Raw genomic sequence first — 14,571 nt, 5'->3', positions numbered from 1 at the left:
GGCGGCGGATTCAGAATATCTTTTTATCTCAGGCACTTGTTTTGTCTCTCGAAAGGCGATGGCGTTCCGGCACGGGTCACTAAAGCAAAATATTTGCATTAGTGACCGCCCTCGATTATAACGCAAATAATTCGCTTTTAGCAAAAGGATTCCGACAATGACTCTCTGCAGCGAAGGAGCGCCGACACGCTCCGACACACGCGCGGGACTGGCTCTGCACGCCCAGACCCTGGTGGCGTTTCTCGCGGCCTCCAGCGTGCCTGCCCCGCTTTACCCGCTCTATCAGGCGCAGTGGCAGTTCTCCGCCTTCGCCGTCACCCTGATCTTCGCCGTTTATGCCCTGGCGCTTCTGATCGGGCTGCTTTTCTTCGGCACGATGTCCAACCGTTTCGGCAGGCGTCCGGTGATCCTGCTGGCGCTTGCCCTGCAGCTTGCCGCCATGAGCCTGTTTCTTCTGGCCCGCGACAGCACCTGGCTGATCACGGCGCGCACCGTCCAGGGCTTTGCCACTGGACTTGCGACCACCGCCCTTGCCGCCGCGCTTCTCGACCTCGATCAAAAGGCCGGTGCGACGATCAACAGCATCTCCCCGATGGTCGGCATGGGCGTGGGGGCGCTCGGTTCCGGCCTTCTGGCACAGGCCGCGCCAGCGCCCCTGCAGTTCGTCTACTGGATATTGGTGGCGCTATTCCTCGCCCAGGCGGTCAGGACCCTGCGCAGTCCGGAAACGTCTCCCGAACGCACCGATGCGCGCTGGCATCCGCGCCCGCGCCTGGACGTGCCGGCCGAAGCCCGGCCGACCTTTCTGCGGGTCGCGCCCATTAACATCGCCGTCTGGGCGCTTGGCGGTTTTTTCCTGTCGTTGATGCCCTCGCTGATCGGGGAGATCGCCCCGGGCCGGACACAGGTTTTGGGCGGCGTTTCGGTCGCGGCGCTGACGTTTGCGGGCGCGGCGGCGGTTCTGCTGTTCCGCAACCGGCCGGCCAGAACGGCGCTGCTTGCCGGCAGTCCCGCCATGATCGCCGGCCCGGCCCTTATCCTGTTCAGCCTGACCATGTCCAGCACGCCGGTTCTGATGGCGGGCGCCGTGGTTTCGGGCCTGGGGTTCGGCGCCGGTTTCCTTGGCGCGATGCGCAGTCTTGCGGCGCTTGCGACGCCGCGACAGCGCGCCGGCCTGCTGTCTGCATTCTACACGGAAAGCTATCTGGCCAACGCCGTGCCCGCTCTGATAGCCGGCTTTGCGGCACAGCGAATCGGCCTGTCCGAAACCGCCACGATCTTCGGCGCCACCATACTGGCGCTGGCCGCGCTCTCCTTTGTCCTGACCCTTCTTGCAAAGCCATCCATGGAGAGAAAGTCGTGATCCCCTCCTACACACCCGAATTGCTGGCCGAACTCGCGCGCCGCCATGACCTGCCTTTGCCCGAGGACAGGCGGGAAATGGTGGCGGCAACGCTCACCCACGTCCATCGGTTCATCGCGACGCTTGAGACGAACCAACCCGAAGACTGCGAAGGCGCAAAGGAGACCGCCTCCGATGAGACCCCATGACCTTTCCATATCCGATGCAGCGGCGCTGATCGCGAAGAAGGAGCTGTCGCCGGTCGAGCTCGTCGATTCGGTTCTCGACCGGATCGAGGCGGTCGATCACGCAGTCGGCGCCTATTCCCTGCTCCTTGCCGACCGGGCGCGCGAACAGGCCAGACAGACGGAACGGCGGATCATGGCCGACGGACCCGCCCACGCCCTCGACGGCATTCCGATCGCCCTCAAGGATCTGATCGACGTCGCCGGCCTTCCCACCAGTGCCAGTTCACGCGTGCAGCAAGGTCATGTTGCAAAGAACGATGCCTGGGTCACGCGCCGCTTGCGGGAAACGGGCGCCGTCGTCACGGGCAAGACCCACACGCACGAATTTGCCTTCGGCCTGACGACACCGCAGACCGGCAATCCGTGGAATCTCGACCATACGCCCGGCGGATCGAGCGGCGGGTCGGCCGCAGCGGTCGCCTATGGCGGGGCGCTGGCCGCGCTCGGAACGGATACGGGCGGCTCGATCCGGGTACCGGCCGCCCTTTGCGGCGTGGTTGGCCTGAAGCCGACCCGCGGCGTGATTTCGCTGGACGGCGTCTTTCCGCTTGCGGCATCGCTCGATCACGTCGGTCCCATCACCCGCACGGTGGCCGACGCGGCTCTCCTGCTCGAAGCGCTTGCGCCCGGCGCAATGGCGAGCAAGCCCCGGCCCGACACGCCGGAAGACGATCTTTCAGGTCTCAGGCTCGGCGTGCCCGCGAACTATTTCCACGACCGCGTCGATCCGGAAATTGACCGCGCGCTGCGCGGTCTGCATCAGTCGCTCGCCGAAGCGGGCGCGGAGGTCGTGGAGATGGCCGTGCCGCTCACCGAAACGATCCTGCCCGGCCAATGGGGCATCATGCTCAGCGAAGCGGCCTTCGTGCATCGCGAGAATATTCGTACCCGAGCGGCGTTGTTCGGCGATGATGTCCGTCTTCTCGTCGAAACCGGCAGCCTGCTGCCCGCGCAGGATTATCTGCTGGCAAAACAGGCGCAGGCGCGATTGCAGGACGCCTGGTCGGATATGTTCACCCATATCGACGCACTGATCGTGCCGACGGTTCCGGCAGTGGCGGCCCGGCGGGACCAGCATGCATTCACATGGCCAGACGGCAGGGCCGAGCCCGTCGTCGAAGCCTATGTCAGGCTCAATGCCGGCGCCAACCTCACCGGCCTGCCTGCGCTGACGGTACCCGCCGGCCTGCACGCGTCCGGCCTTCCTTTCGGGGTTCAATTTATGGGACCAGCACGATCGGAGGCCCTGCTGCTGAAATTCGGACAGGTGGTCGAGACGGTCACGGGTGGGCTGCCGGGCCTTGCTCGATCGAATGCTGGAAACGCGCGGATTGCCGGTCTTTCATCCCTGGCTTGAGCCGTTCAGCAACGCGGGTTGAAGCGGTTTTCCTCAAGAACGACCGATAACAGGGAATACGACCTACTGGCGAAACCCGCCCACGTTCTCGTGACCTTCGGGCCTGTCCCGAAGGTCACCAAACTCGCCAGCTCACCTTTCTGTGCCAGCGCCCGCAGCGCCCAGGACCGATGCGACGACCGTTCTCATGTGCTGGCCGGTTTCGTCGAGACTTCTCATGTAGTCATCATGCTCGGTTGAACGAACTCCGTTTTCGGAAAGGGATCGCCGCGCGACCACATGCAGCTCATGGTGAATTTCCTCCAGTTGCCGCGCTTCCGGATACGCCTTGCAGAGCTCCTGGCCGGCATCCGAATGCAGCCAGACACCAAACCGGCACAAGCTATGATCAAGCTCCGGGGGCTCAAGCGAGCGATCGCGGACTGCGGCCTTGAGGCGGCGCATCCATGCGCGATGATAGGTGCAGGCGACCAGAAGCTGCACCATGTCTCGCGATATCGCTCCCTGCGCCTGCCACGCATCAGGCGACGACCAGTTCGTCACCCAATCGGGGACGAGATCCCCCGGCATTGGACGCGCCACAAAATACCCCTGGAAAGTCTCGCAACCCAGTTGCCTGAGAACGATCCCCTGCTCCAGCGTCTCGACGCCCTCGGCGACCACCTTGCATTGCATGGCCTCGGCCAGGCTCATGATGGCAATCAGGATCGAGAGAATGTCGGGATCGTCCGTCACCTCGGCGATCAGGCTTCGATCGATCTTCAGCGTCGAGATCGACAATCGCTTCAGTTGGGCAAGGGATGAATAGCCGGTGCCAAAGTCATCGATGGCGAATCCAACTCCAAGCTTGGTCGCTCGGAAAATCGTCTCCACCACGCCGGGGTTTTCAACAAAGTCGCTGGTCTCGAGCAGTTCCAACTCGACCTGCCCGGCCGAGACATGCGGGTTGTCCGCAAGTGCCGCCTCCAGGTTCGATACGAAACGCTCGTCGAGCAACACCGGCAATGATACATTGATCGATATAGAAAGCGTCCTGCCGTTTCGGGTCCACTCATCGAGTTGTCCGATCGCGGTCCGGATGACCCATTTCGCCAGATCAAGGGACACCGGATGCTGCTCGATCTGCGGCAGAAAAACGCCTGGCAGAAGAAGCCCGTTGGTCGGGTGGTTCCAGCGCAGCAGCGCCTCGAAGCCTTCGACCGTGCCGGTATTGGCGTTGACCTTCGGCTGATAGTAGAGTTCGAATTGCTCCTGCTCCAGAGCATGCCGGATCGCTCCGGCGTCGTACTCGTCTCCTTCCGGAACCTGACCATCGGTCTCGCCGGCGACATGGTAGCGGTTCTTTCCCTGGATTTTTGCTTGGTACATGGCGTGGTCGGCCCGCCTGAGCAGCGTTTCGCCATCCGCATACTCGTCCTGTCTGAGCAGCGCTATGCCGATGCTTGCCGAAACGCCATGACTGCCCTGCGGGGTCTCAACCGGTTTGCTTGCAGCCTTGAGGAAGCGTTGAGCGGCGGAAGCGCAGTCCTCGACATTTGTAATGTTCACGAGAAGGGCTGCGAATTCGTCTCCGCCGATGCGCGCCACGGTATCCTGCGGCCGGACGCATTCGGCAAACCGTTCCGCGATCGTGATCAGCAGGTGATCGCCCGCTGCATGGCCGAACTGATCGTTGATCTGCTTGAAGCCGTCGAGGTCGATGAACAGCAGGGCGATCATCGTCCCGCTGACTGCGGCCTTCTCGATCGCCTCATTGAGGCGCTCGTTCAGCAGCATGCGGTTGGGTATGTTTGTCAGGACGTCGTAATAGGCCGAACGCTGCAACTCGCCGAGATGGATTTTTTCGTCCGTGATGTTGCGCATGAACGCGAAAACATTGTCGGTCTGGTAGAGATAAACAAGGTTCATCTCCACGAAAAGCTCCTGGCCGCCGGTAATCTTTAGGCCGGCCTCGACCTTGTTCTGTCCGCGATAGTTGATCTTCGCGAGGAGGCTGCGCAGGTCGGCATCGACCTCGTCGAACCCCAACTCTGAAATGTTGCGGCCGACGATCTGCTGGGCGCGCCGGCCGATCAACGAACAGAAGGCCTCGTTTGCCTCCTTGATCCGCCCCTGGCGATCCAGCAGGATGAAGCTCTCGACGGAATTTCTCAGGATTGCGCGATATAGCTCCACGGATGACTGCAGTTCCTTCTCCGCCCCCTTTCGCAGCTCCACCTCTTGCTGCAACGCTTCGGTCTTTTCGCTCAGGCTGTCATTTCTCTGCGCCAGGGCGGCAGCGGTCTGCTCCTCGCGTATGTGGGAGCGCGCCAGCCGCCAGCTGACGATGGCGAGCAGGCCGAGAACGAGCGCCGTGGCCATGCCGCCCCGGCGCCAGGATGCACGCGCAATGTCGGCATACTCCGCTCTCGGCAGAAAGTGGACAAGATACCATTGCTGCCCCTCATTCAGTTCCAGTCGGCCCAAGCGACCCGCGCCGCCAGGCTCCGCGCTTGCAACCGAGGGTTCGAACGGATCGACGGACTTGAAAGTCCATATCCCGTCCGCCGTCTCGATCTGTCCCTCCGCTTCGCGCTGGATTGTGGCCCACATGTCGGGATACTGGGCGCCAAGGCTCATGGCGGGGAGCCCGTACATAAATCCCCATTCGACGGCCAGGCTCGGTCCCGTCAGCCAGTAGCCGTCCTTGTTCACCAGCCACAGGTTTCGCTCTCCCAGGGCCTGGAGTTCCGTCAACAGGGGGCGCGCCAGGTAGTTCAGCACGATAACGCCGCGGCGAGCGCCGGCCTCCTCGAAGACCGGCGTGGCAAAACGGATGACGGGCTTTTCGGGGGCCTCAACGATTCCGATCTCGACGTTGAGATCGAGCGGCGAAACGTAGATCCTGCCGCGATCCAGTTGTTCCGAATTCTGGAAGTAGTAGCGTTCCGCCTTGTCCTGCAGCAGTTGACGATCGAGGGCCACGGTTTCGCCCCGCACATGGTCTATTCGGACCTGCTCCATGCCGGTTTCGTCGATCCACCTGATCTGGTCATACCGGCCTTCCTCGCGCGCGAATGCGATCCAGTCGAGCTCCAGTTCGCTCCTCGTGGTTTCATTGTCATTCTCGAGCAGGCGGTTCAAAACGCCGTTGTTCGCCAGATAGGAAAGATCCCTGATCGGCGCCTCGATATTGTTGTCGATAACCACTTCGCCGCGCGACACCGTTTCGTTGTTCTGGACGAAAAGGATTTCGATCTTGCTGGCTATGCTGGCCGTGATGGCCAGAAGAAGCGCCGCGACCACGATTGCAGCCGGGGGCCCGAAGAAGACCAGAAAACGAAAAGCGAAACCCTTGCGCCGGAACACGATGCCATCCTCCCGTGTGGTAGCCTTTCGATCCGCACGCCGATCTAAGACTCAGGTGTGAGCCTCCGGATCGCTACCTTGCGCCGAGCCTAACATGTTGCGAACCCGGCAGGAATCCGAATCATTATTGCGTTTTCTCGTCAGACTGCAGGGGAACCTGTGGTTTGGCAAATTTCACCGGGAAGGAAGCGACAATCGCGACCGGACCGGTAGACGCTTTTTTAGGGGAAATGCGCAACGACACGAGAGCAAGATGCGCGCGTTAACGCGCTTTGAATTTCAGATCATGGGCCGCGCCCCTCGGTTGACCTTCATCGCCGTGCGAAGGACGCGCACTCCATCAGATTTCTCACCCTGACTGGCGTGAAGGTCATAGCTGGGTTTTAGCTCGGGGAATAGTGAGCACAATCTCGAGACCAAGGTCGCTGAATTTCCGCTCAAAACGACTGTCCAGGGCCGCGACGGTCGCGCGAGCCAGACGGCTGCCGAAACCATCGCCGGATGAGCCCTCGCGTTGCTGGCTCACTCCGGCCTCGCGCCATATGATACGCACGTCGTTGCCGACGGAGGATATCTCGACCAGCACCTCGCCATCCGGATTCCCCAACGCGCCATATTTGATGGCATTGGTTGCGAATTCGTGCAACAGAAGTGCGATGCTTGTCACGGCTGTGCGTCCAAGCGGGAAATCCTCCCCATACACTCTGACGCGGGAGACGCCGTCTTCCCCGCGATAGGGCTCGGTTATTTCGGCGATAAGATTGTGCAGCGTCGCGGTACGGTCGGAATCGTTCCCTGTCGTCGAAAGCGTCAGCGCATGCGCCCGTGCGAGTGCCCTGAACTTGCTCTGCAGGTCGGACACCAGGTCGCCTACGGATGCCGCACCGCCCGCGCTGACATTCACCAAGCCGCTCGCGAGCGCGAAGAGATTCTTCACACGGTGGTCCATTTCGCGCAGGAGCAGGTCCTTCTGTTCTTCGGCGCGCCGCCGCTCGGAGATATCCCTTGCGATCTTCGAGGCCCCGATGACCTTGCCGGCGCCATCAAAAATCGGCGACACGGACAGCGAAACGTCGACCAGGCTACCGTCCTTTTTCTGCCGCACGGTCTCGTAATGCTCGATACGTTCGCCGCTTCGGATACGAGCAAGAATCCGCGGTTCCTCATCCTGTCTGTCGAGCGGGATGAGAAGAGTGACCGACAGTCCGAGCACCTCGTCTTCTCGGTAGCCATAAAGCCGTTCGGCGCCACGGTTCCAACTCGTGATGATGCCGTTCACATCCTTGGACAGGATCGCGTCGTGCGACGATTCGACGATTGCAGCCAGGCGCTGGCTGGCCATTTCCGCGGACTTTCGGCCGCTGATGTCGACAAGCATGTTCACTGCACCGACAAGCGTGTCGGATTCATCAAACAACGGCGTAGGGTAAGCCAGAAAAGGAACGCGCGTGCCGTCGGGTCGCTCAGCCTCAGCTTCTTCACCGCTGATCGCCCTTTGTTCTCTCAGTGCGACCGCCATGGGGCACTGATCATGCGGCAATGGCGTGCCGTCCGGACGAAAAAGCTTCCATGAACCGCAGAATTCGCTGCGGCCAATTTCGGGGCGCACTCCCCACATTTCGGCCGCCGCTTGGTTGTAAAACGTGATCTTACCGTTGGCGTCGGTGAAGTAGATCGCCGCTGGCAGAGCCTGCAGCGTCTGAACGAGCGATACATTACCGGGAAGTTCCGGCTCGGGAACTTGTGCTGGAGGCTCGGACTGCCGGAATATGTTGACAGCGCCGGCGACGGCGCCGCTGTCGTCCCTGAGCGGCTGGATATCCACCAGCGCGGTTATCCGGGTGCCATCCGGGCGTTCGATCTTGATCGGCTGGTTGCGAAAGTCTCGTCCCGTTGCCAGCGCGACCGCCATCGGACAATCTGCGTGCGGGATGTGACGATCACTCAGGTCGAACAGGCGATGAGAGCCACAAAAACGCTCGTCCGCTCCTGGAATTGGCGTGCGACCCCATAAATCCGCCGCCGCCATATTGTAGCGAATGATCCGACCGTCTGGAGCGCACACATAAGCGCCGACCGGCAGGTGTTCCAGGACCGAGGTCGCGCTCAAATGCGCCGATATGGCGGTTTCGACATCTTCAAGCAATCCACTTTCAAGCGATGGCATGATTTACTCCGACAAGTTGAAAAGCCGAGTGCCGCAGCCGACCGGAAGCGTAAAGTCCTTTCGACAGTATCGAATAGTTATTCCTATTAGTGCAGGAATTGCAACACTATCCGAATCGCTTGACCACCGATCTTCATAAAGGCTGCGATCTCGTTCTCCCCAAAGACACTCGCAGGCTGGTACCAATAACGGTGGCAGTATAGTCAGGGCGGAAGTCCACTTAGCAAGACGCTCGAGACTTCCAACTCTAAACTGGGTGAGAATTTCGGTTTCGTTCACCTTCCGAGAACTATGATCTGCAACCCGAACAGCGTGAGAACAATAGACTTTGTGGAAGAGCCGTTTGCAGGGCAAGTCGACAATGACCGCTTAGAACCGACTAACGAAGCTGAGGTTGAAGCGGTTTGCCTCTCCATCGGCGTTGCTGGCGCCGTGGGCGTATTCGAGCGTCAGGCTGCCGTCATAGGGGCTGTCGATTTCGGCGGCGGCGAAGCGGATGCCGAGGCCGAAGGCGCCAGCGCGGGTGATTTCATCTTCCAGCACCGTGGGCTGTTCGAGCTTGGCGATGCCGCCGGCGGCGAATACGTAAGGGGCGGCCGAGACCGCGAAGCCGGTATGGCTTTTGAAAGGCTGGAACGTGGTCGGATAGGCAAGTTCAGCGCGCATGGCCGCGCCGGTATCGGCCTCAATCTCGCTCACCATATAGGCCGAGACCCAGTTGAGTCCGCCAAGGCCCATCTGTTCGGAAGAGGCCATCGGTTGTCCGAACGACGTCTGGGCCTTGGCCGTCAGCGACAGATTGAAGAGATCGCCGAGCGGCTGAAGATAGCTGCCTTCGGCCTTCAGCTTCTGGAAATCCGGCTCCGCGCCATCGCGCGACATTGGCAGCGAAACCGTCGGCTCGTAGGCGCCAAGCCCGTCGAGACCGAGCGACAGCGTCGCCGAACCCGCAACCCGTGCCCCGGAGGTGAAGAAATAATCGCCGGACTGGGTCAGGCGGATCACCCGCAGCCGGTCCAGCGTAAACGGTGTCGTCAGCCCGGGCGAGCGGAACGTCTGCTCCTCGTCGACAATATCGAAACTGATGGTGGTCGACGCATTGGCGGCGCGGCTTCTCAGCCAGTCATATCCGAGATTGGTCGAAAGCCGCTGGTAATGATCGGGCAGGTCATAGCCGAGACCGGTATCCGACCGCGTCCGGCTGTCGACGCCCTCTACATTGAGCCAGACGCCGTCCGTGCCCACTGGCAGCGTAACGCCCGCCACGATCTGTCGGTTGCGCGGATCGTCGGAGAAGAAATTGCCCTCAGAAAACCCCGGCCAGCCGCCGATCTGCAGATAGCCGACCTCGCCGAGACCGAGCAGATTGTTGAAGTTGACGCCGGCGCTGATGGAATAATCGCCGAGCTCCTCAGTCAGATCGTTGGCAACGCCGATGAAGCCGGTCACCGGATCGTAACGGCCGGAAAGCTCCAGCAGGGTGCCGCCGGGCGTATCGCCGCGCTTCAGGGTGGACTTCATGTCGTAACCGGGCGTGTCGCCGGCCAGAAGCAGACGGCGCTCGATGTCCTTCTCGCTCGGGTCCTCGGCATCGACCAGCGGCGCCATCACGGCATCCACCCGGCTTTTAACGGTCTCGGGCAGAGCGGAGGTGTCGACGCCCTCGACATAGCCGGAACTAACCACCAGTTTCAGTTTCTGCCCATCCTCGATCGTCTGCGGCGGCAGCGACACGCGCACCAGCGGATAGCCGGCGCGGATATAGGCAAGCTCCAGCTCGTTTGCGGCCCTGAACAGATCGGCGGCGCTGACGCGCTTGTCGGTGAACTCCGCCTCAATGCGCGCTGTCTCGCCGGCAAGGGCTGGAAGTCCGCCTTCGATATCAAGACCCGAGGGCGTGACGAACAGCTGATCCGCACCTTTCGGCGCTTCTTGGCCGACGACTTGCGGCAGCGTGAGCGCGCCGCCTTGCTGACGGATGACCGGAGGGGCATAGGACGGCTCGACCACCTGACCGGCGGTCTGGGCATAAGCGGCCCCCGTCTGGACCGTGCCGAGGAGGCACGTACCGGTCAACAAAGCGGCGGCCTTGGAAAATCGCATAGGAAGTCACTCCGGCATTCTTGGCTTGGCCCTAGATCAGGGCCGTTGAAATGTGAGGTCCACGGCGGCTATCGGCATATGAACAGGACTTGAGGCCCTGCATCGCAGGCGGCATTGGAAACGGGGCTTTGTTCGGTGACGATCAGCGTTCCAGGCGGGTTGTTGCTGTCTGCAAAGAGCGTCTCTTGCAGCGACCCGCCGGCAACCGTGAACGGATCGAATTGCTGGCCGGGAAGCGGAACGCCGCCAGCAGGAGCCGATGGCGCCAGAACCGGCAGCACCTCCAACTTGCCCGGCAGAAATGTGATGGCATAGTTGGGATTTTCCGCGTCCGTGAGACTGCCTGCGGTAATGGCATATGTGCCGACCGTCGCAGAAGTCGGTGCGCCGCGGCTTGCGGGACTGCCGTTCAGCGACGCGCCGCCATCGACGAGATTGCCTGCGGTGATCTGCCAGCCCAGGACGCCTGCCGGCGTGCCAAGCTGCTTGACGGCATCGTCGGCAGTCAGGGTGATCGGCCGCGGCGTGACGGCGAGCGTATTTGCACGATAGCTGATTGCATAATTGCGGTTGAAGGCGTCTGTCACCGAACCCTGGGTGATGGCATACGAACCGGCATTCGCCAGCATGGCCTGGCCGTCGCTCTCAAGCCTGCCTGAAAGCCTGTCGCCATTGGCAAGACCCATCCCGCCGACCGTGTAGGTCAACAAGCCGAGATCGCCATAGGTCTTGGCACCCGCATTGGCCGCAACCGTGATCGCACGACGCTGGATCGCCATCGATCCGGCCACATAGCTGATCTCGTAATTGCCCGCGGCAGCACCGGAAAGCGCGCCCCCCGAAGCGCTGGTGCCATAGCCGGACCCGACATCGGAAGACGATGTTGCATCCGTCGTCACGACAACCCCGGAAAGCAGCGATCCATTCTGGCCGTTCTTCCAGCCCGAAACCGCGTAGCCGATCATGGGCACGGCATCGCCATAGATCATCGAGCCGCTATCGGCCGTGACCGTCAGCGCCGCCTTGTCGACCGTCAGCGTGCCTTTCTCGTAATTGATGTCGTAGTTCGAAAGACCCGTGCCCTTCGCGGCGCTGGCAATGATGTCGTAGACGCCGGAGTCAGCCTCTGCGTCCGCGCCCAGGCTCTTTTCGGAAACGGCGGCGACGCTGTCGCCATTAACGAGCCCGGTGGTGGTGAAACCGGTCAGGCTGGCTGTATCGCCATAGGTCTTGACCGCATCCGATGCCGTCACTGTCAGGGCCCGCGGGGTCACAGCGAACTTACCATCGACATGGTCGAGAGTGTAATTGCCGAAGGCCGCGCCGCCCAATTGCCCGCCGGCCGCCATCGTTGAATAGTAGGTACCGACATTAGAGGTCGGGTTCGCATTCGTGGTGACGATCACCCCGACCAGAAACGCATCGCTCTGTCCGTTCTTCCAGCCGCTGACTGAATAGCCGATCATCGGCACGGTATCACCGTAGTTCATCTCGCCATTATCGGCCGTCACCGTCAGCTTGGCCTTTGCGACCGTCAGCGCGCCATCGACATAGTCGATCGCATAGTTGGAAAGGCCCGATCCGGTCGCGTTGGAAGCAATGATGTCATAAGTGGCCGCACTCGCGGACGCGGCACTGCCCGCGCTCGTCAAAGTGACCGTGCTTACCGTGTCGCCGTTGACAAGTCCGTTGACGGAATAGGCGGTCAGGCTGGCGACTTCGCCGTAGGTCTTCGATGCGCCCTTGGCCGTGATCTTCAAGGCACGCGGTGTAACCGAGAAGCTGCCGGGCGCATAGGAAAGATCGTAATTGCCCGCGGCCGTGCTCGTGATCAAGCCGCCGGAAGCTGTGGTGACGTAGCCGCTACCCACACCCGAGCGTGACGTCGCATCGGTAATGACGCTTGCGCCGGTCACGCTGCCGATGTCGGAGTTCTTCCAGCCGGAAACCGTGTAGCCGAGATCGGTCGGCGGCGTTGAGCCGTATACCATCGTGCCGTTGTTAGCCGTGACCGTCAGTGTCGCCTTGTTGACCACGAAATCGCCACCGACATAGCTGACAGCGTAATTGCCGGCCGCGGCGCCCGACAGCGTGCCGCCAGAGGCTGTCGTGGTGTAGCCGCTTCCGGCATTCGAGGCCTTGGTGGCATTAGTGCCGACGCTGACACCCGTCAGAAGTGCGCCCGTCTGACCGTTCTTCCACCCGGTTGCGGTGTAGCCGATATCGCCAGGAACATCGTCGCCATAGATCATCGAGCCACTATTGGCAGTGACCCTCAGCGGCGCCTTGTTTATCGTCACCGCGCCGGGCCCGTAGACGGTGCGGTATGTAATCCCGTCATCGCCGACAAAGCTCGATTGGCCGGTAATGGCGTAGCTGCCGACATTGGATGTCGCCGTAGCTTTCGTCGTCAGCGTCGGCGCGAAAACGCCCGCGCCGCTATGACCACCGTTAACGCCGGAATAAGTGAGCGCGCCCGGCGCATCGCCATAGGTGATCGTCTGGCCATCGGTCTTGACGAAGACCACGTCGGAAAGCGCGTAGAGCTCCGGATAATAGCCTTCGCTCGGCGGCGCCCAGACCGTCTCGAAATTCCACTCGGCAACCTTTGCCAGCGTGTAGAAAGTGTCGGTATCCTGGAACTGCTCGGTTGTCAGCCCGATGACGTCGCCACCGCCTCTGCCGACGCCATTCGACTGATTCGTCGTGTCGGTATCGAAATAGGATGCTGTGATCGTGCCATAATTATTACCCGCTAGCCCGCCGACACCGTTCCTGCCCGAAACGCTGCCAGTTGCATAGGCATTGAAGATCATACCACTACTAATGTGCCCGACCAACCCGCCGACACCGTTCCTGCCCGAAACGCTACCGGTCGCATAGGCATTGAAGATCGAGGTACTATTGTACCCGGCCAACCCTCCGACATTCGTGTCGCCCGAGACGCTGCCGCTCGCATAGGTGTTGATGATCGTGCCGCCGTTGAGCCCGACCAACCCTCCGACATACTTGTCGCCTGAGACCCTGCCGCTCGCATAGGTATTGCTGATCTTGATACCTCGAAAGTATCCGACCAGGCCGCCGACATAGCTGCCGCCCGAAACGGTGCCGGTCGCATAAGCATTGCTGATCGTACGACCAACATCGAACCCGGCCAACCCGCCGACAAAGTCGTTGCCCAAAATGCTCCCGCCTTCAAGGCCGACATTGCGCAGGGTCGAAGGGGAAGCATTATATCCGAACAGGCCGACGTAATCCGTGCCGGGACGATTGATCGTCAGTCCACTGATCACATGCCCATCGCCATCAAACGTGCCTCTGAAAGCGGAACCGGAAGTGCCGATTGGCACGAAGCCGCCAGCACCCCAGATGCCGCTCGCATCGTAATCGTCGGCTGCGGCGTCCGTGGCGCTGGCATCAATATCGCCGGAAAGCCGGTAGCTTGCGGAAAGATCGGCGCCCATCAGCGCCAACTGGTGCAGGTTGGAAACCGTGATCACCCCATCCACGGACGCGGCCGCTTCTGAGCGCAGGATCGGCCGCATATCGCCGGCCTGATACCAGGTGTTGTCGAAATCGAAGCCTGTGTAGCCGGCTTGCGTGCGTGCCTCGGCCGTCGTCAAGCCGGTCACGCCGGCAGCGGAGCCTCCGCCAACGCCATTCGACTGGTTCGTCTTGTCCGTATCGAAATAGGATGCTGTGATCGTGTCAGAATCATTGAACCCGACCAGTCCACCGACATATGAGTCGCCCGAAACGCTGCCGCTCGCATAGGCATTGCTGATCGTGCCACTATCATTATACCCGACCAGTCCACCTACATATCTGTCGCCCGAAACGCTAGCGGTCGCATAGGCATTGCTGATCGTGCCATCATTATTGAACCCGACCAGCCCGCCGACATCGCCGCCGCCCGAAACGCTGCCGGTCGCATAGGCATTGCTGATCTTGCCATCATTATTGAACCCGACCAGCCCGCCGACATCGCCGCCGCCCGAAACGCTGC

The 14,571-nt window shown here is 61.4% G+C and carries 7 protein-coding genes; 3 read left to right on the top strand and 4 right to left on the bottom strand.

Features of this window, described 5'->3' with window-relative positions:
* Positions 1-157: 157 nt before the first annotated feature.
* Genes V6765_RS02100 through V6765_RS02090 form a run of 3 tightly spaced genes read left to right on the top strand, consistent with a single transcriptional unit; the run spans position 158 to position 2,947 of the window.
* Positions 158-1,363, top strand: coding sequence for an MFS transporter (locus V6765_RS02100; protein WP_448426045.1), 1,206 nt, complete (start codon positions 158-160; stop codon positions 1,361-1,363).
* Positions 1,360-1,551, top strand: coding sequence for a hypothetical protein (locus V6765_RS02095; protein ID WP_448426043.1), 192 nt, complete (start codon positions 1,360-1,362; stop codon positions 1,549-1,551). Before V6765_RS02100 ends, V6765_RS02095 begins: the two co-directional genes overlap by 4 nt.
* Positions 1,538-2,947 (top strand): amidase, encoded by a 1,410-nt coding sequence (locus V6765_RS02090; RefSeq protein ID WP_448426041.1) that lies wholly within the window; start codon positions 1,538-1,540, stop codon positions 2,945-2,947. The genes V6765_RS02095 and V6765_RS02090 overlap by 14 nt, the downstream gene beginning before the upstream one ends.
* A gap of 132 nt (positions 2,948-3,079) precedes the next feature.
* Here V6765_RS02090 and V6765_RS02085 read toward each other — a convergent pair whose 3' ends face one another.
* The 4 genes from V6765_RS02085 to V6765_RS02070 all read right to left on the bottom strand — a co-directional run.
* Positions 3,080-6,295 carry an EAL domain-containing protein gene (locus V6765_RS02085; RefSeq protein ID WP_448426039.1) on the bottom strand — a complete coding sequence of 1,072 codons (3,216 nt, stop codon included), beginning with the start codon at positions 6,293-6,295 and terminating at the stop codon, positions 3,080-3,082.
* A 370-nt stretch (positions 6,296-6,665) separates the two neighbouring features.
* On the bottom strand, positions 6,666-8,462 hold the full coding sequence (locus V6765_RS02080) for a PAS domain S-box protein (RefSeq protein ID WP_448426038.1): 1,797 nt from the start codon (positions 8,460-8,462) through the stop codon (positions 6,666-6,668).
* A 369-nt stretch (positions 8,463-8,831) separates the two neighbouring features.
* Entirely contained in the window at positions 8,832-10,565 is a 1,734-nt protein-coding gene (locus tag V6765_RS02075; protein WP_448426036.1) for a ShlB/FhaC/HecB family hemolysin secretion/activation protein, read from the bottom strand.
* A 68-nt stretch (positions 10,566-10,633) separates the two neighbouring features.
* The coding region (locus tag V6765_RS02070) for a beta strand repeat-containing protein (protein WP_448426035.1) at positions 10,634-14,571 on the bottom strand (3,938 nt) is incomplete at its 5' end.

The organism is Martelella sp. FOR1707, from assembly GCF_053484265.1.
The sequence above is the reverse complement of the archived record's forward strand: the minus strand, read 5'-3'. Positions and strand labels throughout refer to the sequence as shown.

Excerpts from the sequence above, each read along its gene's own strand:
- V6765_RS02100 (WP_448426045.1), top strand. The coding sequence starts at position 158 with ATGACTCTCTGCAGCGAAGGAGCGCCGACACGCTCCGACACACGCGCG.
- V6765_RS02090 (WP_448426041.1), top strand. The coding sequence starts at position 1,538 with ATGAGACCCCATGACCTTTCCATATCCGATGCAGCGGCGCTGATCGCG.
- V6765_RS02080 (WP_448426038.1), bottom strand. The coding sequence starts at position 8,462 with ATGCCATCGCTTGAAAGTGGATTGCTTGAAGATGTCGAAACCGCCATA.
- V6765_RS02075 (WP_448426036.1), bottom strand. The coding sequence starts at position 10,565 with ATGCGATTTTCCAAGGCCGCCGCTTTGTTGACCGGTACGTGCCTCCTC.